This is a genomic window from Actinoplanes sp. NPDC026623, assembly GCF_040638275.1.
Lineage (GTDB): Bacteria > Actinomycetota > Actinomycetes > Mycobacteriales > Micromonosporaceae > Actinoplanes.
Map to the genome: position 1 here is coordinate 1 of NZ_JBEZXZ010000143.1, position 23,073 is coordinate 23,073.

Annotated in this window: 18 protein-coding genes; 9 read left to right on the plus strand and 9 right to left on the minus strand. The window is 73.2% G+C overall.

Features of this window, described 5'->3' with window-relative positions; translation table 11 throughout:
* The first annotated feature begins 170 nt into the window (after positions 1 to 170).
* Complete coding sequence (locus tag AB0F10_RS31840) at positions 171 to 740, plus strand: polysaccharide deacetylase family protein (RefSeq protein ID WP_360633365.1); 570 nt, start codon at positions 171 to 173, stop codon at positions 738 to 740.
* Positions 741 to 769: 29 nt separating this feature from the next.
* Here AB0F10_RS31840 and AB0F10_RS31845 read toward each other — a convergent pair whose 3' ends face one another.
* On the minus strand, positions 770 to 2,221 hold the full coding sequence (locus tag AB0F10_RS31845) for an XRE family transcriptional regulator (protein WP_360633368.1): 1,452 nt from the start codon (positions 2,219 to 2,221) through the stop codon (positions 770 to 772).
* A gap of 128 nt (positions 2,222 to 2,349) precedes the next feature.
* Between AB0F10_RS31845 and aceA the strand changes: the two genes are divergently transcribed.
* The 4 genes from aceA (at position 2,350) to AB0F10_RS31865 (ending at position 7,767) form a co-directional block, all read left to right on the plus strand.
* Positions 2,350 to 3,639, plus strand: a complete 1,290-nt coding sequence (gene aceA / locus AB0F10_RS31850) for an isocitrate lyase (protein ID WP_360633371.1) — start codon at positions 2,350 to 2,352, stop codon at positions 3,637 to 3,639.
* On the plus strand, positions 3,639 to 5,234 hold the full coding sequence (gene aceB, locus AB0F10_RS31855) for a malate synthase A (RefSeq protein ID WP_360633374.1): 1,596 nt from the start codon (positions 3,639 to 3,641) through the stop codon (positions 5,232 to 5,234). Before aceA ends, aceB begins: the two co-directional genes overlap by 1 nt.
* Positions 5,235 to 5,393: 159 nt before the next feature.
* The gene (locus tag AB0F10_RS31860) at positions 5,394 to 6,872 is read left to right on the plus strand and encodes a mannitol dehydrogenase family protein (RefSeq protein WP_360633377.1); all 1,479 of its coding nucleotides are present in this window, start codon (positions 5,394 to 5,396) and stop codon (positions 6,870 to 6,872) included.
* Positions 6,873 to 7,002: 130 nt separating this feature from the next.
* Positions 7,003 to 7,767, plus strand: coding sequence for a nucleotidyltransferase domain-containing protein (locus tag AB0F10_RS31865; protein ID WP_360633381.1), 765 nt, complete (start codon positions 7,003 to 7,005; stop codon positions 7,765 to 7,767).
* Here AB0F10_RS31865 and AB0F10_RS31870 read toward each other — a convergent pair whose 3' ends face one another.
* Together AB0F10_RS31870 and AB0F10_RS31875 are read right to left on the minus strand one after the other, a co-directional pair.
* Positions 7,768 to 8,781, minus strand: a complete 1,014-nt coding sequence (locus tag AB0F10_RS31870) for a LacI family DNA-binding transcriptional regulator (protein WP_360633384.1) — start codon at positions 8,779 to 8,781, stop codon at positions 7,768 to 7,770.
* A gap of 144 nt (positions 8,782 to 8,925) precedes the next feature.
* Positions 8,926 to 9,345 carry a hypothetical protein gene (locus AB0F10_RS31875; protein ID WP_360633387.1) on the minus strand — a complete coding sequence of 140 codons (420 nt, stop codon included), beginning with the start codon at positions 9,343 to 9,345 and terminating at the stop codon, positions 8,926 to 8,928.
* A 313-nt stretch (positions 9,346 to 9,658) separates the two neighbouring features.
* Between AB0F10_RS31875 and AB0F10_RS31880 the strand changes: the two genes are divergently transcribed.
* Positions 9,659 to 10,039, plus strand: coding sequence for a helix-turn-helix transcriptional regulator (locus AB0F10_RS31880; RefSeq protein WP_360633390.1), 381 nt, complete (start codon positions 9,659 to 9,661; stop codon positions 10,037 to 10,039).
* A gap of 478 nt (positions 10,040 to 10,517) precedes the next feature.
* Here AB0F10_RS31880 and AB0F10_RS31885 read toward each other — a convergent pair whose 3' ends face one another.
* Both AB0F10_RS31885 and AB0F10_RS31890 read right to left on the minus strand, forming a co-directional pair.
* Positions 10,518 to 11,078, minus strand: coding sequence for an HAD domain-containing protein (locus tag AB0F10_RS31885; RefSeq protein ID WP_360633393.1), 561 nt, complete (start codon positions 11,076 to 11,078; stop codon positions 10,518 to 10,520).
* A 23-nt stretch (positions 11,079 to 11,101) separates the two neighbouring features.
* Positions 11,102 to 13,294, minus strand: coding sequence for a glycoside hydrolase family 9 protein (locus tag AB0F10_RS31890; protein WP_360633414.1), 2,193 nt, complete (start codon positions 13,292 to 13,294; stop codon positions 11,102 to 11,104).
* 196 nt (positions 13,295 to 13,490) lie between these two features.
* Between AB0F10_RS31890 and AB0F10_RS31895 the strand changes: the two genes are divergently transcribed.
* A complete protein-coding gene (locus tag AB0F10_RS31895; RefSeq protein ID WP_360633396.1) occupies positions 13,491 to 14,540 on the plus strand; it encodes a hypothetical protein in 1,050 nt (349 codons plus the stop codon).
* Between the two features lie 126 nt (positions 14,541 to 14,666).
* Complete coding sequence (locus AB0F10_RS31900) at positions 14,667 to 17,480, plus strand: Hsp70 family protein (protein WP_360633417.1); 2,814 nt, start codon at positions 14,667 to 14,669, stop codon at positions 17,478 to 17,480.
* A gap of 10 nt (positions 17,481 to 17,490) precedes the next feature.
* On the opposite strand, the gene AB0F10_RS31905 is transcribed toward AB0F10_RS31900, so the two are convergent.
* Genes AB0F10_RS31905 through AB0F10_RS31920 form a run of 4 tightly spaced genes read right to left on the minus strand, consistent with a single transcriptional unit; the run spans position 17,491 to position 22,405 of the window.
* Entirely contained in the window at positions 17,491 to 18,057 is a 567-nt protein-coding gene (locus tag AB0F10_RS31905; protein WP_360633399.1) for a GNAT family protein, read from the minus strand.
* Positions 18,058 to 18,099: 42 nt separating this feature from the next.
* On the minus strand, positions 18,100 to 19,524 hold the full coding sequence (locus AB0F10_RS31910; protein ID WP_360633402.1) for a dynamin family protein: 1,425 nt from the start codon (positions 19,522 to 19,524) through the stop codon (positions 18,100 to 18,102).
* Positions 19,525 to 19,537: 13 nt separating this feature from the next.
* Positions 19,538 to 21,292 (minus strand): dynamin family protein, encoded by a 1,755-nt coding sequence (locus tag AB0F10_RS31915; protein ID WP_360633405.1) that lies wholly within the window; start codon positions 21,290 to 21,292, stop codon positions 19,538 to 19,540.
* Positions 21,293 to 21,304: 12 nt separating this feature from the next.
* On the minus strand, positions 21,305 to 22,405 hold the full coding sequence (locus tag AB0F10_RS31920; protein ID WP_360633408.1) for a TDT family transporter: 1,101 nt from the start codon (positions 22,403 to 22,405) through the stop codon (positions 21,305 to 21,307).
* Positions 22,406 to 22,476: 71 nt separating this feature from the next.
* Between AB0F10_RS31920 and AB0F10_RS31925 the strand changes: the two genes are divergently transcribed.
* Positions 22,477 to 23,073, plus strand: a 597-nt coding sequence (locus AB0F10_RS31925; RefSeq protein ID WP_360633411.1) for a LysR substrate-binding domain-containing protein, incomplete at its 3' end; no start/stop codon positions are given.

Consider the following 23,073-nt stretch of genomic DNA (forward strand, 5'->3'; position numbering starts at 1 on the left):
CTTCGGCACGATCCGCCCGGGTTTGCCAATTCGAAAGGTGCGCGGCGAACCACGTTCCAGGCAGCGCTGGAGCAAAGTGACCGCCGCCGGTCGGCTGGGCCCTCTCCGACATCCCCGTCTTCCCGCCGGCCCCGCCGCCGCGGCCCCTCACGCTGCCGCGGTCCGGCAGCGTGCCGTACCTGTCGCGGATCCCCACCGATCAGCCGGTCGCGTTCATCACCATCGACGACGGCTTCATCAAGTCACCCGAGGCACCGAAGCTGCTCGCGGCCGCGAACGTCCCGGTCACCCTCTTCCTCACCATCGACGCGATCCGCGACGACGAGCCGTACTTCGCGGCCCTGCGGAAGCACGGTGCGGTGATCGAGGCGCACACGATCACCCACACCCAGCTGCGCGGCCGCTCGTACGCGTTCCAGCGCCGCGAGATCTGCGGCTCGGCCGACCGGCTGGGCCACCGCTACGGCCGCCGGCCCGTGCTGTTCCGGCCGCCGTTCGGCACCAAGGACGCCACCACGCTGCGGGCCGCGCACGACTGCGGCATCGACGCCGCCTTCATGTGGAAGGAGACCGTCCACAAGGGCAAGGTCCGCTACCAGGAGGGAAAGGCGATCAAGCGCGGCGACATCATCCTGATGCACTTCCGGCCCGCGTTCGTGAAGGACTTCCTGGCCGCGCTGCGCGCGATACACCGGGCCGGCCTGACCCCCGCCCTGCTGGAGGACTACATCCCGCACTGACGGCGGCCGAGGGCCGGCCGGTCATCGCGTCACTCCGAGCGGCGCTGCAGGAACTCGTAGACGTCCTGGGCGTCGACGCCGGGGAAGGTGCCGGGCGGCAGCGCGGCCAGCAGGTGCGAGTGGACCCGGGCGCTGGGCCAGGCCTGGCCGCCCCAGCGGTCGACGAGCTCCGCCGGCGGGCGGCGGCAGCAGTTCGGGTCGGGGCAGCTCGAGACGGTGCGCCGGCTCGTGTCGCCGCCGCGGAACCAGCGCGCGTGCTCGTACGGCGTGCCGACCGTCACCGAGAACTCGCCCGAGCGGGTCGACTCCACGTGCACGGTGCACCAGTACGTGCCGGCGCCGGTGTCGGTGAACTGGTAGAACGACGAGTAGGGGTCCTCGGCGCCGAACACGGTGCGTGAGGCCCACTTGCGACAGACGGGCTGACCCTCGATCGCCCCGGTCACGTCGGTCGGGAAGCGCACGTCGTCGTTCTCGTACGCCTTGTAGACCGTGCCGCTCTCGTGCACCCGGGCGAAGTGGACCGGGATGCCGAAGTGGTGGGTCACCAGGTTGGTGAAGCGGTGCGCCGCCGTCTCGTAGGAGACGCCGAACGCGTCGCGGAAGTCGTCGATCGCGAGGGCACGGTCCGCCTTCGCCTCGCGCAGGAACTCGGTCGCGAACTTCTCCGGCATCAGCAGCGCCGCCGCGAAGTAGTTCACCTCGACCCGCTGGCGCAGGAAGTCGCGGTAGCCGGCCGGGTCGTTGTGGCCGAGCACGAAGTGCCCGAGCGTCTGCAGCACCACCGCGCGCGGGTCGTGGCCCTTGCCGCTGGCCACCTGCGGCAGGTAGATCCGGCGGTTGCGCAGGTCGGTCACCGAGCGTGCCGAGCCGGGCAGGTCGCTCACGTAGTGCAGCGAGAAGCCGAGATGCGCGGCGATGTCGAGAATGCCGCGCTGCGACAGCGGACCGGTGGCGTGCCGCACCGACTGCAGCACCTTCGCCGCGGCCTGCTCGATGTATTCGAAGTAGTTGTCGCGCTCGCGCATCTCGACGCGTAGCTGCTGGTTGGCCCGCCGGGCCACCTCGGGGGTCGCGCTCTGCTCGGTGAGCAGCCGGGTCAGCTCGCGGTGCAGCCCGATCAGGGATTCCAGCGCGTCGGCCGGCAGCCGCCGCCCGGCGCGCACCGTCGGCAGGCCGAGCGCGCCGTAGGCCGGCTCCCGCTGGAAATGGGCCAGCTCGATCTCGAGCCCGGCGCGCCGGCTCGGCGCCTCCGGTCGCAGCAGATCCTGCATCTGTACGCCCAGAGCGCCGGCGATCGCCTGCAGCACGCTGAGCTTCGGCTCCCGTTTGCCGTTCTCGATCAGCGAGAGCTGCGAGGGCGCCCGGCCGACCGCCGCGCTGAGCTGATCGAGCGTCAGGCCCTTGGCCCGGCGCTGGTGCCGCAGCCGCTGTCCGAGGGTCACGAGGTCGACCGTGGCGTCCGAAGGTGAAGCCGTCATAGGTTTTTACGCTAGCAGAAGATTCGCGTTTCTTCTCCTCACATTTGCCTTCTGGAGGGCTTGCGCCCTGCGTGACAGTGAACTTCTTCCACCCAAGCACCAAGGGCACAGCACGAAGGGCTATTCACATGACTGATCAGCTGACCGAAGTCAGGGGCGGTACCGCCGCGGACCTCACTCGGGCGTGGGCCGGCGATCCCCGTTGGCTGGGCGTCAAGCGCAGCTACACGGCGCACGACGTCGTCAAGCTGCGTGGCAGCGTCCAGGAGCAGCACACCCTCGCCGAGCGGGGCGCCCGCCGACTGTGGGACCTGCTGCACGACGAGGACTACATCAACGCCCTCGGCGCCATGACCGGCGGCCAGGCCGTGCAGCAGGTGCGGGCCGGGCTCAAGGCGATCTACCTCTCCGGCTGGCAGGTCGCGGCGGACGCGAACCTGTCCGGGCACACCTACCCGGACCAGAGCCTCTACCCCGCGAACTCGGTGCCGGCGGTCGTGCGCCGCATCAACAACGCGCTGCTGCGCTCCGACCAGATCGACACCGCCGCCGGCCGCAACGAGCGGGACTGGCTGGCCCCGATCGTCGCCGACGCCGAGGCCGGATTCGGTGGCCCGCTGAACGCGTTCGAGCTGATGAAGGCCATGATCGCCGCCGGTGCGGCCGGCGTGCACTGGGAGGACCAGCTCGCGTCGGAGAAGAAGTGCGGCCACCTCGGCGGAAAGGTGCTGATCCCGACGGCCCAGCACATCCGCACGCTGAACGCGGCCCGCCTCGCCGCCGACGTCGCCGGGGTGCCCAGCCTGATCATCGCCCGCACCGACGCCCTGGCCGCGGACCTGCTCACCACCGACGTGGACGACCGCGACAAGCCGTTCCTGACCGGCGAGCGTACGGCCGAGGGCTTCTTCCGGGTGCGCAGCGGGCCGGAGGCCGCGATCGCCCGCGGCGTCGCCTACGCCGACTACGCCGACCTGATCTGGTGCGAGACCGGCAAGCCGGACCTCGAGTTCGCCCGGTCCTTCGCCGAGGCCGTGCACAAGGTGCACCCGGACAAGATGCTGGCCTACAACTGCTCGCCGTCGTTCAACTGGAAGCGCAACCTCGACGACGCCGACATCGCCCGGTTCCAGAAGGAGCTCGGCGCGATGGGCTACAAGTTCCAGTTCGTCACCCTGGCCGGCTTCCACGCGCTCAACCACTCGATGTTCGAGCTCTCCAAGGGCTACGCCGAGACCGGCATGAGCGCGTACGTGAAGCTGCAGGAGGCGGAGTTCGCCAACGAGGTCAACGGCTACACGGCGACCAAGCACCAGGCTGAGGTCGGCACCGGCTACTTCGACGCCGTCTCGACGGCGCTGAACCCGGAGAGCTCCACCACCGCGCTGTCCGGCTCGACCGAAGCGGAGCAATTCTGATGGAGACCGTTACCGTCGCGTCCTCCGACTACACCGACATCCTCACCCCCGAAGCGATCGAATTCGTCGTGGCACTGGACCGGGAGTTCGGCGCGCGACGGGTTCAGCTCCTGGAAAGGCGCCGGCGCCGCCGCGCGACCCGCACCACGGAGCTGGACTTCCTCGAGTCGACGAAGCAGATCCGCATCGACGACACCTGGTCCGTGGCACCCCCCGCCGAGGACCTGACCGACCGGCGGGTGGAGATCACCGGCCCGCCGGAGCGCAAGATGACCATCAACGCGCTGAACTCCGGTGCCAAGGTGTGGATGGCCGACTTCGAGGACGCTACCGCGCCGACCTGGGACAACGTCGTCTCAGGTCAGCGCAACCTGCGCGACGCGCTGGACGGCAAGCTGGACTTCACGGCACCGGACGGGCGGGAGTACCGGGTCGGCACCGACCTGCCGACCATCATGGTGCGCCCGCGCGGCTGGCACCTGCCGGAGTGCCACGTGCGCATCGGCGGGCGGGCGGTCTCGGCGTCGCTGTTCGACTTCGGGCTGTACCTGTTCCACTGCGCGCAGAAGCAGCTCGACCGCGGCAGCGGCCCGTACTTCTACCTGCCCAAGCTCGAGAGCCACCTCGAGGCCAGGCTGTGGAACGACGTCTTCGTCTTCGCGCAGAACATGCTGGGCATCCCCCGCGGCACGATCCGCGCGACGGTGCTGATCGAGACGATCACCGCCGCCTTCGAGATGGAGGAGATCCTCTACGAGCTGCGCGAGCACTCGGCGGGGCTCAACGCGGGCCGGTGGGACTACCTGTTCAGCATGATCAAGAACCGCCCGGACGTGGTGCTTCCGGAGCGCTCGCAGGTGACGATGACGGCACCGTTCATGCGGGCGTACACGGAATTGCTGGTCCGGACCTGTCACCGGCGCGGTGCACACGCGATCGGCGGCATGGCCGCCGTCGTGCCCAGCCGCGACCCGGTGGCCGCGAAGCGGGCGCTGAACCAGGTCCGGCAGGACAAGCGGCGCGAGGTCGGCGACGGCTTCGACGGCTCCTGGGTGGCGCACCCGGGCCTGGTCGAGACCTGCAGGGAGGTCTTCGACCAGTGGCTGGGCTTCGAGCCGAACCAGATCGTGCGCAAGCGCGACGACGTTCGGGTCACCGCCAAGGAGTTGCTGGACGTGCGGTCCACCGCCGTCACGGTCAGCGAGGTCGCGCTACGGACCAACGTCAGCGTGGCGTTGCGTTACGTGGCGGCCTGGCTGGGCGGGCGCGGCGCGGTGGCGCTCGGCGGCCTGATGGAGGACGCGGCGACCGCCGAGATCTGCCGGACCCAGCTCTGGCAGTGGATCTCGACGGGCACCCCGACCGACTACGGCGTGCCGGTCACGGCCGGGCTGGTCACCCGGATGCTGCGCGAGGAACTCGACGTGCTGGCCGAGACGGGTGCCCTGGACGAGGACTCGGCCCGGCGCTTCGGACAGGCCCGCACGCTGCTGACGGTCCTGCTCTCCGAGCGAACCTGCCCGGAGTTCCTCACCCTGCCCGCGTACCTGCGGCACATGACCGGCGGCAACCTCGCGCCGGCGGTGCCGGTCTGATCCGGTAGCGCGACGGCCCGGTGGCGATCAGCCACCGGGCCGTTTTCGTGTGCCCGTGTTCACGGACAGCGAGAAAGATCTTGATAGGAAGTGCCCGGTGCGCGGGCTCACGGGATGCTGGGATCACCCGTGAAGCCAGAGCGCTGGGAGGAAACGCCGATGTTGCCGCTCAATGCCAAGAACCTGTCGTCCCTGCCGGACGGCCTGCCCGCCCCGGCCTACGACCGCGGCGCGCTGCGCACCGGGATCGTCCACTTCGGCGTCGGCGGCTTCCACCGGGCACACGAGGCGATGTACCTCGACCGCCTGATGAACGCGGGCGCGGCGCTGGACTGGGCGATCTGCGGCGTCGGCGTCATGCCCGCCGACCGGCGCATGCAGGAGGCCCTCGACGCGCAGGACGGGCTGTACACGCTGGTCGTGAAGGCGCCCGACGGCACCCTCGAGCCGCGGGTCATCGGCTCGATCCGGGAATACCTCTTCGCACCCGACGACCCGGAGGCGGTGATCGAGAAGATGGCCTCCCCCGGCGTACGGATCGTCTCGCTGACGATCACCGAGGGCGGCTACAACATCAACGCGGTCACCGGCGACTTCCTCGCCGACGACCCCGGCGTGCGGCACGATCTGCGCCCCGGCAGCTCGCCGCAGACCACCTTCGGCCTCATCACCGCGGCGCTGGCCCGGCGCCGCGAGCGCGGCCTGGACCCCTTCACGATCATGAGCTGCGACAACATCCAGGGCAACGGCCACGTCGCCCGCCGCAGCTTCGTCGCCTTCGCCACCCTGCGCGACCCCGGCCTCGGCGACTGGGTCCGCGAACACGTCGCCTTCCCGAACAGCATGGTCGACCGGATCACCCCGGTGACCACCGACGACGACCGCGAGGAGGTCCGCCGGCGCTTCGGCGTGGACGACGCGTGGCCGGTGGTCTGCGAGCCGTTCGCCCAGTGGGCGCTCGAGGACAACTTCCCGCTCGGCCGGCCGCCGTTCGAGGACGCGGGCGTGCAGGTCGTCCCCGACGTCGAGCCGTACGAGCTGATGAAGCTGCGGCTGCTCAACGCCGGCCACCAGGCGCTGTGCTACTTCGGCTACCTGGCCGGCTACCGGCTGGTGCACGACGTCGCGCAGGACCCGCTGTTCGCGGACTTCCTGCTGGCGTACATGAGCCGGGAGGCGACACCCACGCTGGCGCCGGTGCCCGGCATCGACCTGGACGAGTACCGGCACCAGCTCATCGACCGGTTCTCCAACGCCCGGGTCAAGGACACCGTGGCCCGGCTCTGCGCGGAAAGCTCCGACCGCATCCCCAAATGGCTGCTGCCCGTGATCCGGCACAACCTCGACACCGGCGGCGAGATCCTGCGCGCCACCGCTGTCGTCGCGAGCTGGGCGCGGTACGCCGAGGGCATCGACGAACAGGGCCGGCGCATCGACGTCGTCGACCGGCTCCGGGAGACCCTCGTCGCCGCGGCGCGGCGACAGGCGGCGGACCCGCTGGCCTTCATCAGGGACCGGGAACTCTTCGGCGATCTGATCGACAACGAGCGGTTCGTCTCCGCGTACTCCTCGGCGCTGGCCTCCCTGCACGCCAAGGGCGCGCGGGCGACGCTCGAGGACCTGGCCACCGCGTCCTGACCTGCGCGCTCCGGTTCGACGCCGTGCCGCTGCGATCCGCGGCCCTGGCCCTCCGAAGGTGGAACGGGTCGGACCACTTCGCTTCCGGGTGGGGAAGGCCGGTCGTGACCCGGCTGCCTAGGGTGGCGGAATGATCCCTGAGTTGGATGACGGGGTTTCCCGGATCTGTGCGACCTATCTGGCGCTGGCCGACCGGCATGCGCCCGGACTCGTCGAGGGGCTCTACCTGCAGGGATCCGTCGCGCTGGGTGACTACCGGCCCGGGGTGAGCGACATCGACTTCGTCGCCGTGACCGGCCGGCAGCCCCCGGCCGGGACGGTCGGCGCCATCCACGCCGACCTGCGCCGCAGCCACCGCCGGACGTCCTTCGACGGACTGTACGTCGGCTGGGACGACCTGCGCCGTGATCCCGCGCAGGCGGCTCCCGGCCCGGCGGTGCACGAATGGCGCGTGCAGCCGGCGTCGCGCTTCGAACGGAACCTGGTCACCTGGCACGTCCTCGCGCAGGCCGGGGTCGCGGTGCGCGGGCCCGCCGCGGCAACGCTCGGCGTCTTCACCGACTGGCCGGCGCTGGCCGAGGCCACCCGGCGCAATCTGGTCGAATATTGGACGCCGTGGCTGCGCGGCCCGGCGAGCGGCGTCGTCGGGCTCACGCCGTGGGCCACGGCGTGGGGTGCGCTGGGCGTCGTGCGGCTTCGGCAGACCCTGGCCGCCGGGCGGGTCACCTCGAAGACGGCCGCCGTGGCCTACGCGCTCGACACGTACGACCGGCGGTGGCACCGGCTCGTGAACGAGGCGGCACGCCTCCGCCTCGGCGGCGCGAGGAGGTATCGCAACCCGTGGCGGCGTCGCGCGGACCTGATCGGCTTCCTGACCGAGGTGCTGCGGGGCTGATCAGCTGGGCGGCACCGTGCTCCCCCGGGGCGTCAGGTGCGCGGCCGTGGCCTCCGCGCCGGCCGCGGGCTCGCCGTCGATCGTGGCCATCAGGGTACGGGCCGCGCGGGCGCCGTAGGCGGCGATGTCCCGGGTCAGCGCGGTCAGCGGCGGGTGCACCATCCGGCACAGCAGCGAGTCGTCCCAGGCGATGATCGACAGGTCGCGGGGCACGGAGAGGCCCAGCTTCTGGGCCACCGCGAGCCCCGCGACCGCCATCACGTCGTTGTCGTACACGATGGCGGTCGGCCGGTCGGTGCCGATGAGAAGCTGCTGGGTGGCCCGGCCGCCGTCCTCCGCGGTGTAGTCGCACGGCACGGCGACGGCCTCGGTCAGCCCGAGGGAGCCACACACCCGGTCGAAGGCCTTGGTGCGGGCCTGCGTGTGCAGAAGCTCCGGCAGGCCGCTGACGTGGGCGATCCGGCGGTGGCCGAGCGCGGCCAGATAGCGGACCGCCTCGGACATCGCGGCCTCGTCGTTGGACCACAGATGCGGGATGCTGCCGTGCTCCGCGGGACCGCCGAGCACCACGGCGGGCAGCCGCAACTCCTCCAGCATCGAGAGGCGGACGTCGCCCTCGCGCAGATCGGTGACGATCACGCCGTCGACCCGGCGCTCGGACCACCAGCGCCGGTACACGTCCAGTTCGTCCTTCGTGGAGCGGACCACCTGGACCGTCAGGGCGTAGGAGCGGGCCGACAATTCCGCCTCGAAGCCGCTCATCAGGCCCATGAACCAGGGCTCGATGCCCAGCAGCGGCGCGGGCCGGCTCATGATCAGCCCGACCGCCCTGGCCCTGGCGTCCGACAGCGCCCGAGCGGCCGTGCTGGGCTTGAATCCCAGCTCGCCGGCGATGGCCAGGATGCGCTGCCGGGTCGCGTCCGACACCCCCGGCTGGTTGTTGAGCGCGTACGAAACCGCGCCCTTCGATACGCCCGCCCGGTGCGCGATGTCAGTGATCGTCGGCCGTTTCACCCGGTCCCCTCCCTGGCTTGACCGTGACGAGTGTGTCAGACGGCGGAGCCGCTCCGATGAGCCGAAGCGCCGTGGCTTTCCTGGATTTCCCGCGCCGGCCACCGATCTCGCCGGGCCTGACCATCGAGCCTGATCAGCGCGCCATCATGCCGCGGCGACGGCTACCCGGGCGTCGCCGGTCGCCGAGAGGCGCCAGAGGCCGTTGTACTCGGGCCGCCACCGCGCCGCGAACTCCGCCGGGCCGAGGTATCGAGCCTGCGCCATCTCGTCGTCCCGCGGCGGCCAGTCGCGATACGGAAGGTACGTGATCCGCCACGCGACGATCAGAAAGACCCAGGGGGCGAACAGCGCGTCCCGGCGGCGATAGGAGACCTTGGGCGCGAGCCAGACCACGAACGGCACCACGAGGAGCCAGCCGGCCAGGTTGCCCAGGAGGTGGCTGCCGGTCGCGTCCTCCACCCTGAGGTTCAGCTCGCCGGCGGACCCGAGCATGGCGAGGTCGAGCAATCCGGCCAGCAGCACTCGGACGAAGGGCTTCCGTGGCGGCCTGACGGGGTTGTGCATGATCGCCAGCGTAGCGGTGGCCGAAAGGCCGGCCGGGGCCGGTGACGCGTACCGCGGGCGGCCACGAACGGCCCTGCGACCTGGACGTTCGGACATCAGCAGGCACCGGCCGCCTGGGCTGCGGGAGCCGGGCCTCGCCGGAGATTTCCTCAACTGGTGGATCTGACAGCGGGCTTCCACCGACGGATACATCAACAGATTTCGTTATCTCAAACTAGTACGCAGACGCGCACTTGTACGCGGCCTGCCTCCCCCGAAAGATCGACGGAAGTTGGAGCTGCATTCCCCTAACGCGAAGAAGAGGGCGAGGGCGATGAGCGCCGAAATCACGGCGATACCCGCGGATCCCATAGGCGCCGTTACACCGGCCGAGTTCGGACGGCGCCTGCAGGCGCTGATACATGCGCGCCGGCGGTCCGTCGACAGCGTCGCCCGGCGGAGCCGGGAGGCCGGCACGCCGATCTCCCGTGCCACGGTCTACAACCTGATCTCCGGCACCGGCGCATCACGGCGCGACACGCTCGTGGCCTTCCTCCGGGGGTGCGGGGTGCCCCCGCGGGAGCAGATCCGGTGGCTCACCACCTTTGACCGGGTGCACGGGCACGCCCACGGCGCGGCACCACAGGCCGCCCGCGCCGCGGCCGCCAGGACGGCCGGCGCTCGACGCCCCGGCTCACTGGACAGCGCGGCGTAACCGCACAGCCGCCGGCCACGCTCCCCCACCCGAACGCCCGCACCACCGTGTTCGCACAGCCGTGATCGCCCAGCGTGTCGTCGATCGCGACCAGGCCGGCGGCGTGACGCCCGCGCCCGAGGGACCTTGCGGGGCAGGTGACGTCGGCCCGGTTCGGGCCGCGGGCCGCGGGTGCTGCAGCTGAGCGTCCCAGACCACGCCCGCTGAGGTCGTGGTCTGCGGACCTGGTGTGCGGACCTGACCTGCGGACCCGGCCTGCGAACCCGGCCTGCGAACCCGGCCCGCGAACCCGGCCCGCGAACCCGACCGGCGGACGCGGCTTGCTGACCTGGCCTGCGGACCACGCCCGGCGAGGTCGGCCGGGACGGCACGCGGCCGGTTAGCTGATTTGCGATGTGGCGGGTGGGGTGTCCCACCGGCCGAACTCGTCGCGGGTGAGGACGTCGCGATGTGGGCCGGGCGCCGAGCGTGCCGGTAGTCAGTCGACGGCGTGCCGGTGACGCCCGGCCACCCGGTGGGTCGGCAGGCGGCGGCCCTCGGCGAACTTGCCGATCAGGTCCAGGTCGGCCGGCTGCAGGCCGCGCGCCGACCGGGGCGCGATCAGCAGCGCCCGGCCGTGCGCGGACAGTTCGTCGCGCTGCGGGCCCGGCGGCGGCAGCGCCTCGTCGTCGGTCCAGATCAGGCGGCGCCCCTCGGCCAGGACAGCCAGGGCGGCCCGCTGTTTCAGCGGCCAGCAGTCCGAGCCGCGGGGCATCGGGTCGGCGTCCAGGCTGCGGGCCAGCTCCGGCAGGGACCAGAGCCGTTCCAGGCGTTCCGCCTCCGGGCACCAGGTCGTGCACCAGCGGATCTCGACCTTGCCCGCGGCCTGCAGCGCGCGGATGCGGTCGATCAGGGCCGGCGCCCAGCGCATCGGGTACGACGTGTTGTCCGCGCTCGACCAGACCAGCGACCGCCTCGGCGGTCCGCCCCAGCCGGGGCGGACCGTGTTCAGCACGCCGTCAACGTCGAGAAGCCACACGGGCCTCTCGACGTTGATCATGAAAGCAAGTCTAGAGCAGGCGCCTAACTCTGGTCCGCGACGAACGAGGCCACCCGGGCCAGCGCCGAGTTCCAGTTGATGGCCAGCTCGTTGGTCGACCAGGACTGAATGTCGTCGATGTAGCAGAACTGGCCGACGCAGCCGGTGAGCTTGCTCTGCGCGTACGGGTCCTGGATCGACGAGTTCGCGCCGCCGGACAGCGAGCCCTTCGGCGGGTTCGGCAGGGCCGGGTCCAGCTCGTGGGCGTACCAGCGGCTGTGCTGGTTCTGGGAGCTGACCTCCCCATACCCGGTCACGTACGAGTGGTTGAGCGCGTTGCGGCCGAGCAGGTAGTCCATGCCCTCGAACACGCCGTCGCGGTAACGGTCACGACCGGTGAGCTCGTACGCGGCCGAGACGACCACCAGGTTGTTGAGGATGGCGCTGTTCGAGCCCCAGTCCCACATGTTGTTCGGCGGGGCGTAGGCGACGCCGTACGGGTGCCCGGCCTGGATCTGCAGGTACTTCTCGGCGCCGCGGACGACCGACGCGCGGACCGCGGCCCGCCCGGGCAGCCGGCTCGGCACCAGGGCCAGGTCGAGGCGTCCGGCCGCGGCCGTGCTCGCCCAGTCGAAGGCGCCGGGGCCGAAGATGTCGGCGGTGTGCACGGGCGAGGCCAGCACGTCGTCGGCGTACTTCTTCTCGCCCGTCGTCAGGTAGAGCTCGGCCGCCGCCCAGTAGAAGTCGTCGTCGACCTTGCTGTCGTTGTACGCGCCGCCGCCGACGCCGTCGGACTCCGGTGCGAAGCGCGCGGGTTCGGCGAGCGCCGCCGCGTACGCGATCCGGGCCGCCACCAGGGCCCGCTTCGCGAACGCCGCGTCATACCGCCGGTAGATGCGGGCGGCCTGTGCCGCGGTGGCGGCCAGGTTCAGCGTCGCCGCGGTCGAGACGGGGTGCAGTTCGCGCTGTTGCGGGTCGAGGTGCGGCAGCAGCGGCAGGCCGGTCCAGTTGGCGTCGTGGATCTTGTGGTGCACCATGCCGGCGAGCGGCTGGCCGGCGGGCACCCGCATGCTCAGCATGAACTCGAGTTCCCAGCGGGCCTCGTCGAGGATGTCCGGCACCCGGTTGCCGCTCTCCGGGATGTTCAGGGTGCCGTCGCCGAGCCGGGCCGGCTTCGTGGTGCGCTCGTAGGTGTTGAGCAGTTCCCAGGTGGAGATGCCGCCGTTGACGACGTACTTGCCGTGGTCGCCGGCGTCGTACCAGCCGCCGCTGACGTTGAGGCGATAGTCGCAGACGCCGCTCTGGCAGGGCACCGAGTCGTCGCCGAGGTTCGGCGCGACGCCGACGTGCCCGGCCGGGCGGGCGTAGCCGGGGCGCAGGTCGTCGCGGATCTCGATGCCGCTGCGCTGCGGGTAGTAGAACTTGAGCGCGTCGACGCGCAGCTGATCGTATGCGGCGGCGTCGATGTCGAACGGCCGGCTCGTCTCGCCGTCGGCGACCAGCGTGTAGCCGGTGCCGCGGCCGCGGTAGCCGCCGAAGTCGATGGTCTGCACGTTCTGGCCCGACGAGGCGTCGACGCCGCGCGGCACGGTGTAGCCGCGGGCGACCGTCGCGCCGGCGGCGTTCCTGAGCTGCCAGCACAGCCTGTCCGTGGCCTCGGTGACCAGCGTGGCCTTCTTCGGGCCGCGCGGCAGGTAGGCGACCTGGTTGACCCGGACCCGCGGCCCGGTGTCGGGCACGTAGACCTCCGGTGGCACGCCGCCGACCAGGGAGACGTCGTCGAGGCAGAGCCCCCAGGCGGTGGGGCTGCCGCCGACCTGGAGGGCGACCTGCGCCTGGGCGGTGGTCACCGCCGAGGTGAACGTGTACGAGTAGGTGTCGCCCGCGACGGTCAGGGCCGGCGAGGCCTCGAAGTACGTGTCGTACGGCGCGACGGACAGACCGACGATCGCCCGGGCGACGTGCCCGTCCGGGTCGCCGGTCGCGGTGAACGAGTAGCGGTAGGTCTCGCCGGCGACGAGGTCGATGTCGTTCTGACCGACCGATGCGTCCCACCGGTTGGTGGTGCCGCCGGGAACGTCCACACAGGCCTTGCCGTCGCGCAGGGTGATCGGCATGCCCGCGGTGGACCACCACGGGTCGGTGCCGGCGGTGAAGCCACCGTTGACCACCTGCTCGACCTCGTCGGCGGCGGACGCCGCGGCGGGGCCCACGGCGGTGAGGGTCACGGTGAGCAGAGCGGTGGCACCAAGGGCACGGATCACGGGAGAGTCTCCTTGGGAGCGCTTCCATAGACTGGTGAAGATATCGTGGTGTCCTTGTAACGGGGTGTCAACACTTTCGATACGTCACGTGAGTTTCGAAACTCGGCCGCCGGGCGGGGATCAGACCCGGCCCGCGTGCCGGGACCTCGCCGGTGAAACCATTGTGGGCATGGAGCTGACCCTGCCCGCGTCGCCCGTGAGGCTGCCTCCGGGCGTCGCCGTCCGGGTTCCGGTCGCGCTGCGCAACCCGGGCACCGCGCCGCGCAGCGTCCGGATCACCGTGGCCCGCGGGCGCGCCTCCGGCTGGGCGCAGGGCGATCCGCCGTCCGTCACGCTGGGCCCCGGCGCGACGGCGACGGTCGACGTGGTGCTGCGTGCCCCGCCCGAGCAGCCGCCGATCGCGTCGCTGGTGCCGTTCACCGTGCAGGCCGAGGACACCGCCGGCGGCGGCGCCGCGGGGTTCGCCACGGGGCTGCTGACCGTGGCTGTGTCCGTACCGGTGACCGGTGATCTGGTGCCGCGGCCCGGCGCCGCGCAGACGTTCGACCTGCTCCTGGGCAACGACGGCGACCGCACCGTCGACGTGCGGTTCAGCGTGGCGCTCGACCCGCCGGGCGGCGCCGCCGAGGTGCGGCCCGAGGCCGCCCGGCTGGCGGCGGGCGCGTCGCTCCCGGTCGTCCTGCACGCCCGGCCGGCCAGGCCCCTCGTGGGCGCGCCGCGACCGTACGCCTTGATCGTGTCCGTGCACCACGACGGCGGCGAGGACCCGCGGCCGCTGCTGACCGCCGTCGGCGCCGGCACCCGCCGGCCGCTGGTGTCGAACCGGGCGGCCGGGGCCGCCGCCGTCCTGCTCGCGCTCGGCGCCACCGCCGCGATCGCGATCTCCGGCGTACGCCTGCCCTTGCCCGGCCGCCACCTGAACGAGCGACCCCCGGGCGTGGCCGGGTCCGCGCCGGTCGGACGGCCGTTCGTCCAGGTGGACTCGTTCCCGCACCGCGGCGCCGACGGCGGGCGGGCGGCCGCCGACGCCCGGCTCGCCCGGCTGGCCGAGGCGGGCATGCCCGTCCGGGTGGTCGACAGCCTCGCCTCGGACCAGCTCGCCGACGACGGCACCGGGTTCTGGGTGCTGCTGCACGACGGTTTCGCCTCCGCCGACGCGGCACGGGCCTTCTGCACCCAGTGGCGTGCGGTGGCACCCAAGTGCAAGGTCACGCCGTAAAAGGTCGCCCGGCGGGTGGCCGCCGCCCTCAAGATCTGCAAGGTCAGGCCGTGAAGACCACCCCCGACACAGCCCGTCCGGCGGTGCCGGCGGTGGCGCGCTGCCTTTAAGGTCTGGGCTGTGGTGATGCAGTACGGCTTGGGTGTCGACCTCGGCACGACCCAGACCGCGGCGGCGGTCCGCGTCGACGGGCGCGTCGAGGTGGTCCGGCTGGGCGGGCGCCGGGCCGAGATCCCGTCGCTGGTCTTCGTGCGCCCCGACGGCGGCCTGCTCATCGGTGAGGCGGCCGAGCGCCGCGGGCACACCGAGCCGGGCCGGCTGGCCCGCGAGTTCAAGCGCCGCATCGGCGACCCGGTGCCGATCCTGGTCGGCGGCGTGCCGTTCTCGGCGCACGCGCTGACCGCCAAGCTGCTGCGCCACGTCCTCGACGCGGTCACCCGGCTGCAGGCCGGACCGCCCGCGGTGCTGACCGTGACGCACCCGGCGAACTGGGGGCCCTACAAGCGGGAGCAGCTCGACCAGGCGCTGCGGCTGGCCGACACCGGCCCGGTGCTGCTGCGCACCGAGCCCGAGGCCGCCGCGCTGCAGCACGCGACCGCCCGCCGGATCGCGCCGGGCGAGACCGTCGCGGTCTACGACCTGGGCGGCGGCACGTTCGACGCGGCCGTGCTGCGCCGCGACGGCGAGGGCTTCCAGCTGCTCGGCGAGCCGGAAGGCATCGAGCAGCTCGGCGGCGCCGACTTCGACGAGGCGGTCTTCGGGCACGTTCTCAGCGTGCTCGGCGACACGATCGAGGGACTCGACCCCGACGAACCGGCCGTGATCACCGCCCTGGCCCGGCTGCGCCGCGACTGCGTGGAGGCCAAGGAGGCCCTGTCGTTCGACACCGAGGTGATGATCCCGGTGGCGCTGCCCGGGCTGCACACCCGGGTCCGGCTGAACCGCTCCGAGCTGGAGTCGATGATCGCTCCCGCGCTGGAGGACACGGTGACGGCGATGCACCGGGCACTGCGGGTGGCGGGGGTGGCCGCGGGCGGGCTCGACGCCGTCCTGCTGGCGGGCGGCTCGTCGCGAATTCCGCTGGTCAGCCAGTTGCTGTCGACGGCGTTCGACCGGCCGGTGGTGGCGGATCCGCATCCGGAGCACAGCATCGCGATGGGCGCGGCGGTGTCGACTGCGTTGATCACCGGCGGGGTCTCGCCGTTCGCCGCGGCGGTCACTGCTCCCGAACGCCCCGGCACCGCCACGGCACCGGGCCACCCGGCCGCGTCCGGGCCGCCGGCCCGCCCGGACGCCGAGGCGAAGCGGACCGGATCCACAACGGAACAGCCGGCAGCGTCCGGCCCGGAGGTGCCGGCAGGATCCAGCGCCCGATCGGCGGGAATCACCGCTGCCGCCGGCACCACGGACCGCGCGGCCCCTGGGACCACGCCGGCTCCCGGAACCCCGCCGGCTTCCGGGACCACGCCGGCTTCCGGGACCACGCCGGCTTCCGGGACCCTACCGGGCCAGGGCAGCGCCGGAACCGAGGCCGTGCCGGTGACCGGCACGGGCCGGATACCGGCCCAGGCCGCCTCCGGCGGGGCCGCGAGCGAGACACCACCGCGGCCCGCGCCCGCCCGGCAATCCCGGGCCACGCCGGGCACCCCGGCCCCCGCCGAGCACGGCACAGGCGCGGCCTCGACGCAGATCATGCCGGGCGCCGGCCCGCCCACCCAGGTCATACCCGGCAGCAGGGCGGCGAGCGCACAACCACCAGCGGCACCTGTCGCCTTCTCACGCGGCGCGGCCTCCGTGCCCGGGCCCGCGTCCGCGCCCCCGTCCCCCGCGGCACGGTTCGCCACCAGGACGTTCGGGTCGGTGCCGGCCGGCGGTTCCGCGCCGCCCGTGACCCCCGGTCCGCCCGTCGCCTACCCGCCGATCCCGCCGATCCCGGCGGGTGCCGGCGAGGACGTGCCGCCGAGGCGCGGCGGCCGCCGCCTGGTCCTGGTCGGCGCGGTCACCCTCGCCGTCATCGCCGGCACCACGGCGGGAGTCATCGCCCTGAACCACGCCAAGGGGAACAGGGGCGACACCGCCGCGCAGCCCCCGGCCACGCCGTCGGCCGGCGCGCCGGCGTACCCGACGGACACCATGCTCATCCGCGTCGACACCGGCGCGGAGGGCTGGCCAGGGGGCACGTCCGTCGTCAAGCTGCTCACCCCCGGCAAGGCGGCCCGCACGCTGATCTCCGACAAGGGCAACGACGTGGGGCCCGACTGGTCCCCGGACCGCCAGAAGATCACCCTCACCCGGAGGATGGCCGACGGCAGCACCGCGATCTGGATGATGGACGCCGACGGCAGCAACCCCGAGAAGGTGATCGGCGACGTCGCCGGCGGGGCAAGCTGGTCCGCCGACGGCACCAAGCTGGCGTTCATGCGCGAGGTCGACGGCAAGGCGCAGATCTTCATCCTCAAGATCGGCGAGTCCGAGCCGACCCAGCTGACCTGGTCGGGCCTGGTCAAGGACGACCCCGACTGGTCACCCGACGGCAAGAAGATCGTCTACTGGGCCGAGGTCGACGGGGTGCGGCAGATCTTCGTGCTGACGATCGACAATCCCGAGGAGCCCGGCAAGCAGATCACCAAGGGTGACTCCGCCCCCGGCAACGACCCCGCGTGGTCGCCGGACGGAAAGACGATCGCCTACACCCACAAGACCTCGGACGAGCTCTCCGACATCTGGCTGGTCGGCAGCGACGGCTCGAAGCCCCGGCAACTGACCTTCGACGCCGATCGGGAGATGGACCCGTCCTGGGCGCCGGGCGATGGCGGATGGGTGGCGTTCACCCGCGGCGTGCTGGCCGAGCCACGAATCGTCATCGTCAAGGCGGACGGCACCGAGGAGGAGACGCTCACCCAGGGCGACGCCCGCGAGGGTCACCCCTGCTGGTCCTGATCCCGGCGGATCAGGACCGCGCCCGCCAGTCGGGCGCGAGGATGGCCATGGCCGTCGCGTCCGCCCAGCCGTCCGGGGTGCGCAGGGCGTCGCGCAGCACCCCCTCGGCGACGAAGCCGGCCTTCTCGTAGACGCGCCGGGCCCGCGGGTTGAAGTCGTACACCTCCAGCGCGATCCGGTGCAGGCCGAGCCGCGCGAAGCCGTACCCGATGATCAGCCGGACCGCCTCGGTGCCGAGCCCGCGGTCCCTGCCGCCCGGGCCGAGCATGATCCGGAAGTTGCACGCGGCGTTGTCCGGGTCGTACCTGTTGAGGACGACCTCGCCGGCCCAGCGGCCCGTGGCCCGGTCCTCGACGGCCAGGTCGAGCCGGTCGGGCTGCGCGCCGCGGGTGTCGTACCAGTCCCGGGTCCGGTCCTCGATGGCCTGGTCCCAGGCCACCGGCCGGCTGCCGGTGAGCCGGGTGACCTCCGGGTCGAGCAGCGCGGCCCGGATCGCCGGGAAGTCGTCGGCCGCGAATGGCCTGAGTGTCACCTTGTCGCCGGTGAGGACGGGCTTGACGGAGAAGTCGGCGGCCATCAGGCGATGATCGTGCAACGCCCGGCCACCCGGCAAACCCGTTCAGGAGACCGCGGCGAGCAGGCCCTCGCAGCTGCGGGCCACCGCGCGGGCGGCGGTGCGCAGCTCCCGGGCCGTGAACGGGTGCTCGGCCACCCTCTGCCAGCGGGCCAGCGCGGCCCGGGCCTCCGCCGCGATCCGGTCCGGCGGCGCGTCCGCCGGCAGCCCGAGCCGGTGGTGCGCGGCGCCGCCGGCGCCGCCGAGCAGCAGGTCCATCTCGGCCAGGTGCGCCTCGGAACCCGGCATCCGCCCGGAGCGGACCAGGTGCAGCAGCCGCAGTTCGACGAACTCGTGCGCGCTGGCCCGGATCCGCTCGGCCTCGGCCGCCGGCGCCGAGCCGGGCGCGAGGAACTCGTCCAGCACGGCCAGCGCCGAGCGGGCCTTCAGCACCTCGCTGCGGCCGACGAACTGGGCCGCGAAGACCGCGCGCAGCCGGTCGATGCCGCTGTGCTCGGTCAGCGCCGCGGCCAGGTCGGCGGAGTCGTGCACCTTGCCCTCGCGGATCAGCCGTACGGCCAGCCGAACCCCGAACAGGCCGAGCCGCCGCAGGGTCTCGCGGCGCTCGGGCCCCGACGCGGCGAAGCGGTCGGCGGTGAGCAGCAGCTCCACCACCTCGGCCATGGGCTCGGCGGCCACCGCGGCCAGGGTCCGGTACTCGTCCTCGCGCAGCGTCGCCCCGGCCGCACCGAGCAGGCCCGCGACCGGAACGACGATCGGGCAGAGCCGGCGCAGCCGCTCGTCGGCGGCGTAGCGGCCGGCGACCCGGGCGGCCGCCTCCATCGCGTCGAGGCGGGCGCCGCCGATCTCGTCGGCGCGCGACAGCACCCCGACGGCGTTGACCGGGGTGCCGTTGGACAGGCCGTCGCCGTGGAAGGACTCGAGGAAGCGGACGTCGCTGGCGTGCATGTGGCGCAGCAGGTAGATGACGGCGTCGGTCTTGGCGGCCCGCTCCCCCTCGGCGTCGAGGAACGCCATCGTGCGCAGCGACACGTCGGTGGACAGCGACGCGATGCCCGGCGTGTCGATCAGGGTGTGCCGGCGCAGCCGGGCGCTGGGCACCCGCACCTCGAGGTGGTCGACCTGCTCGGCGGCGCGGCCGAGGCTGATCCGCACGGCGCCGTCGACCCGGTTGAACGGCCGTGCCTCCACGCCGCCGCCGGTCAGGTGCGCGGTGACCGAGTAGGTGGGGCCGTCGGCGTACCAGGTGACGATCCGGGTGCACTCACCGGCGTCGGTCGGTGCCAGGCCCTCGCCGACCAGGGCGTTGAGCAGGGTGGACTTGCCGGCCTTGACCTTGCCGGCGATGGCGACGCGCAGCGGCTCGTCGAGGCGGCGGCGGGCACCGGCGATCGCGGCGCGCGCGGCGGGGTCGCCGGTCTCCGCACCCGCCCGGTCGAGCAGCGCGCGCACCTGCGGCAGCAGCGTCATGGGATCTCCGGGGTCATCGGAACCGGTCCAGTTCGTCGCGCAGTGCGGCGAGCTCGCGGGCGCGGGCCTGCCGGGCGGCGTCCGGCAGCGCGGCGGTCTCGCGGGCGGCGGCGGCCGCCGCCACGGCGGAGCGGTCCACCGCCGCGGCCCGGGCGGCGAACTCGTCGCGCAGGAACCGTTGCGTACGCCGGACCGCCTCGCGGGAGTCCCGGCTGACGTGGAAGGTCACGTCGTCGACGTAGCGGCGCAGCTCGGCCTTCGCCTGCTGGCGCCGCTGCTGGATCTGGCGGTCCCGCTCCTGTTTGATCAGGCGGCGGCCCAGGGTCATGCCCGCGAGCAGCCCGATCGGCGCGGCGAGGGCGACGTTGAACAGCGCGCCGAGCGCACCGAGCATGTAGAAGCCGCCGTAGGTGACCCGGGCCGCGGTGAACGCGCCGAGCAGCTGCTGCATCCCGGACCGGTGGAAGCTGACGTCCAGCCCGCCGACCTTGCCCAGGCCCTGCTCGGGCGACGGCAGGTCGACGTCGAGGCTGTCGTACTCGAGGTCGAAGCGTTCCGCGACGTCGCGGGCGAGCTGCTCGGTGCGGGTGACCAGCAGCATCAGGTTGTCGACGGCGGTGGCCGTGGCCTCCCGGGCCGCCCAGGCCTGGAAGTCGCGCCAGGTGTCGCGCGGATCGGAGGAGTCGAGCAGCTCCTCGCCGCCGCGCAGCAGGGCCCTGAGCCGTTCGCGCAGGTCGTGGTCGACGTCGGCGGAGAGGTCCTGGATGCCGTCGCCCAGCACGGTCTGCCAGGTGCCCAGCTCCTGGGTGCGGCGCCGGCGCTCGGCGTACCGGTCGGTGATCGCGGCGGCCGCGGCGGGCGACGCCGCCGCGGCCCGCTCGGCCTCCACGCGCTCGCGTAGCTGCCCGACGACGAACGCGAGCTCGGCGCGCGCGGCGGCCCGCACCCCCGACCGGGCCGCGTCGAGCACGTCGCGGCGCAGCACCTCGACCAGGCGCGGGAAGCCCGACTCGGTGTTGAGCTCGGTGCTGTCGCGGGCCTGGGCGCGCAGCCGCAGGAACGAGGAGACGGCGATGATCGGCACGTCGAGGCCCCGCTTGGCGAGGTGCCCGGCGTTGAGCTCGACGATGCGCCGCCACTCGCCGTGCAGGTCGGTCTTGGTGACGACGCAGTAGACGTTCGGGCAGCGTTCCAGCGTGCGGCGCAGGAACTCGACCTCGGGCGCGGTCAGCTCCTGGGCCGCGTCGGTCACGAAGAGCGCCGCGCCGGCCGTCGCGAGCGCGGCGAGGGTGAGGTTGCCCTGCGCGGAGTCGAGGCCGCCGACGCCGGGGGTGTCGATGAGGGACAGGCCGGCGCCGAGCAGCCGCCGGTCGAGGCGCACCTCGACGCTGCGCGGCGCGGCCTCGCCCTCGGCGACCGGCGCACCCTCGGTGACGTGCCGGTAGAGCTCGCCGAACGGCACGCCGACGGGGCTGAGGGTGCCGTCCTCGGCGGGGATCTGCAGGGTGACCGACGGCGGCGTGCCGAAGCGCAGCACGGTCGGGACCGCGGTGACGATGTCGGCGTCGACCGGGCAGACGTCGGTGCGCAGCAGGGCGTTGACCAGGGTGCTCTTGCCCTGCTTGAACTCGCCGACGACAGCGACGGCGACCTCGTCGGCGCGCAGCCGCCCGGCGGCCCGGTCCAGCCGCGCGGCCAGGTCGGGGCGATCGGCCGCGGCGGCCAGGCGGCGCGCGCCGTCCAGCTCGGCGAGCAGGTCCGTGGCCAACCGGCTCCCTCACTACTCCTCGACGCGGGCCTGCGCAGACCCTATCGCGGGCGGAGCCGGTTTCAGAAGGTCACCCCGCCGGACCCCGCGCAGCGTGCGGACGGCGACGACCGCCCAGGCGGCGAGCAGGCAGGCGTACAGCATCACGGCGAGGCCGGCGAGCATTGCCGAGCCGGTGCGCAGCGCGAGCCCGCTGGTGCCGGTGGCCACCGTGCCGACCGGGAACGTGAAGCTCCACCAGGTCAGCGAGAAGGGCAGCCCGGCCCGGGCGGTCCGCACGGTGATCGCGGCGGCCAGCGCCGCCCAGAACAGGGCGAAACCCAGCGCCGGTACGCCGTAGAGCACCGCGGCCAGTTGCGCGCCGGTCGCGTACGGCTCGGCCAGCACGCCCTCGGAGGCGCGGCCGAGCAGGTGTGCGGCGGTGACCGACTGGCCGAGCGGGCCGAGCACGATCCACAGTGTCGGCACCATCCGGGCGGGGCCGGCCTGGTGCAGCACCAGCCGCCCCCAGAGCTGGCCGATCACCAGAACCGCCGCGAACAGGCTGATCCCGAACATCGCGTAGCAGGCCAGCAGCAGCTCGGCCCGGGCCGACACGTGCGGGACGAGCAGCGCGCCGCCGGCGGCGGAGACCATCGGCGAGACCACCGGCATGAGCCAGCCGCCGAAGGCCGCGTCCGGGCCGACGCGGTGCCGGGTCATCATCCGGTACGGGACCGCGACGGCGACCACCAGTCCGAGCACGGTGCCGACCGTCCAGAGCACCAGGTCGACGGCGACCGCGGCCGGTTCGCCGAGCCAGTCCCGGCCGATCAGCAGCGTGCCGGCGCCGACGGTCATCAGCGCCATCGGCGGCGCGCCCCAGAACTGCGCCATGACCGGGTCGTCCGCGTACGTGGTCGCGTGCCGCAGCGCCGCGACCACCAGCACCACCAGCAGCGCCGCGGCCAGCGCCCACGCGAAGGTGGCCACGGCGTGCAGCCCCGGCACCCGCACCGGCAGCGAGACGGCGGCCGTGGCGAGGATGCCGGTGCCCATCACGCCGGCGAACCAGTTCGGGCCGAACACGATCGTCGGGACGGTACGGGCCGGTCTCTCCAGCAGCGCGGTCATGATCCCCACTCTCCGGTCTCCCGCACCGCCCCGGTAGCCGTCCCAACCCTCATGCCTCATAGGCTGCGGTTATGCCTCTGCCGCCGCAGGTGACCGACCTGACCCCGTTCGACCTGCTGCTCAGCGTCGCCCGGCTGGGCAGCGTCGGTCGCGCGGCGGCCGCACATCGCATCTCCCAGCCGGCCGCCAGCGCCCGCCTGCGCGAGCTCGAACGCCGGCTCGGGCTGACTCTGCTGCACCGCTCGCCGCGCGGCTCGACGCTGACCGCCACCGGCGCCCTGGTCGCCGACTGGGCGCGGGCGGCCGTGGACGCGGCCGACGCCCTGGCCGCCGGCGCCGCCGCGCTGCGCACCACCCACGAGAGCCGGCTCGCGGTGGCCGCCAGCCAGACCGTCGCGGAATATCTGCTGCCCGCGTGGCTGGTCGCGCTGCGATCCGGGCATCCCGGGCTGAGCGTGACGCTGCGGGCGGCGAACTCCGCCGAGGTGGCGGCGGCGGTCGTCGCGGGCGAGGTGGAGCTGGGCTTCGTCGAGGGCCCGGACGCGCCGGCCGGGCTGCACGCCGAGACCGTCGCCGCCGACCGGCTGGTCGTCGTCGTGGCGCCGGGTCACCCCAGGTCGAGGCGGCGGCGGGGCGTCGCCGCGGCCGAACTGGCCGCGACCCCGCTG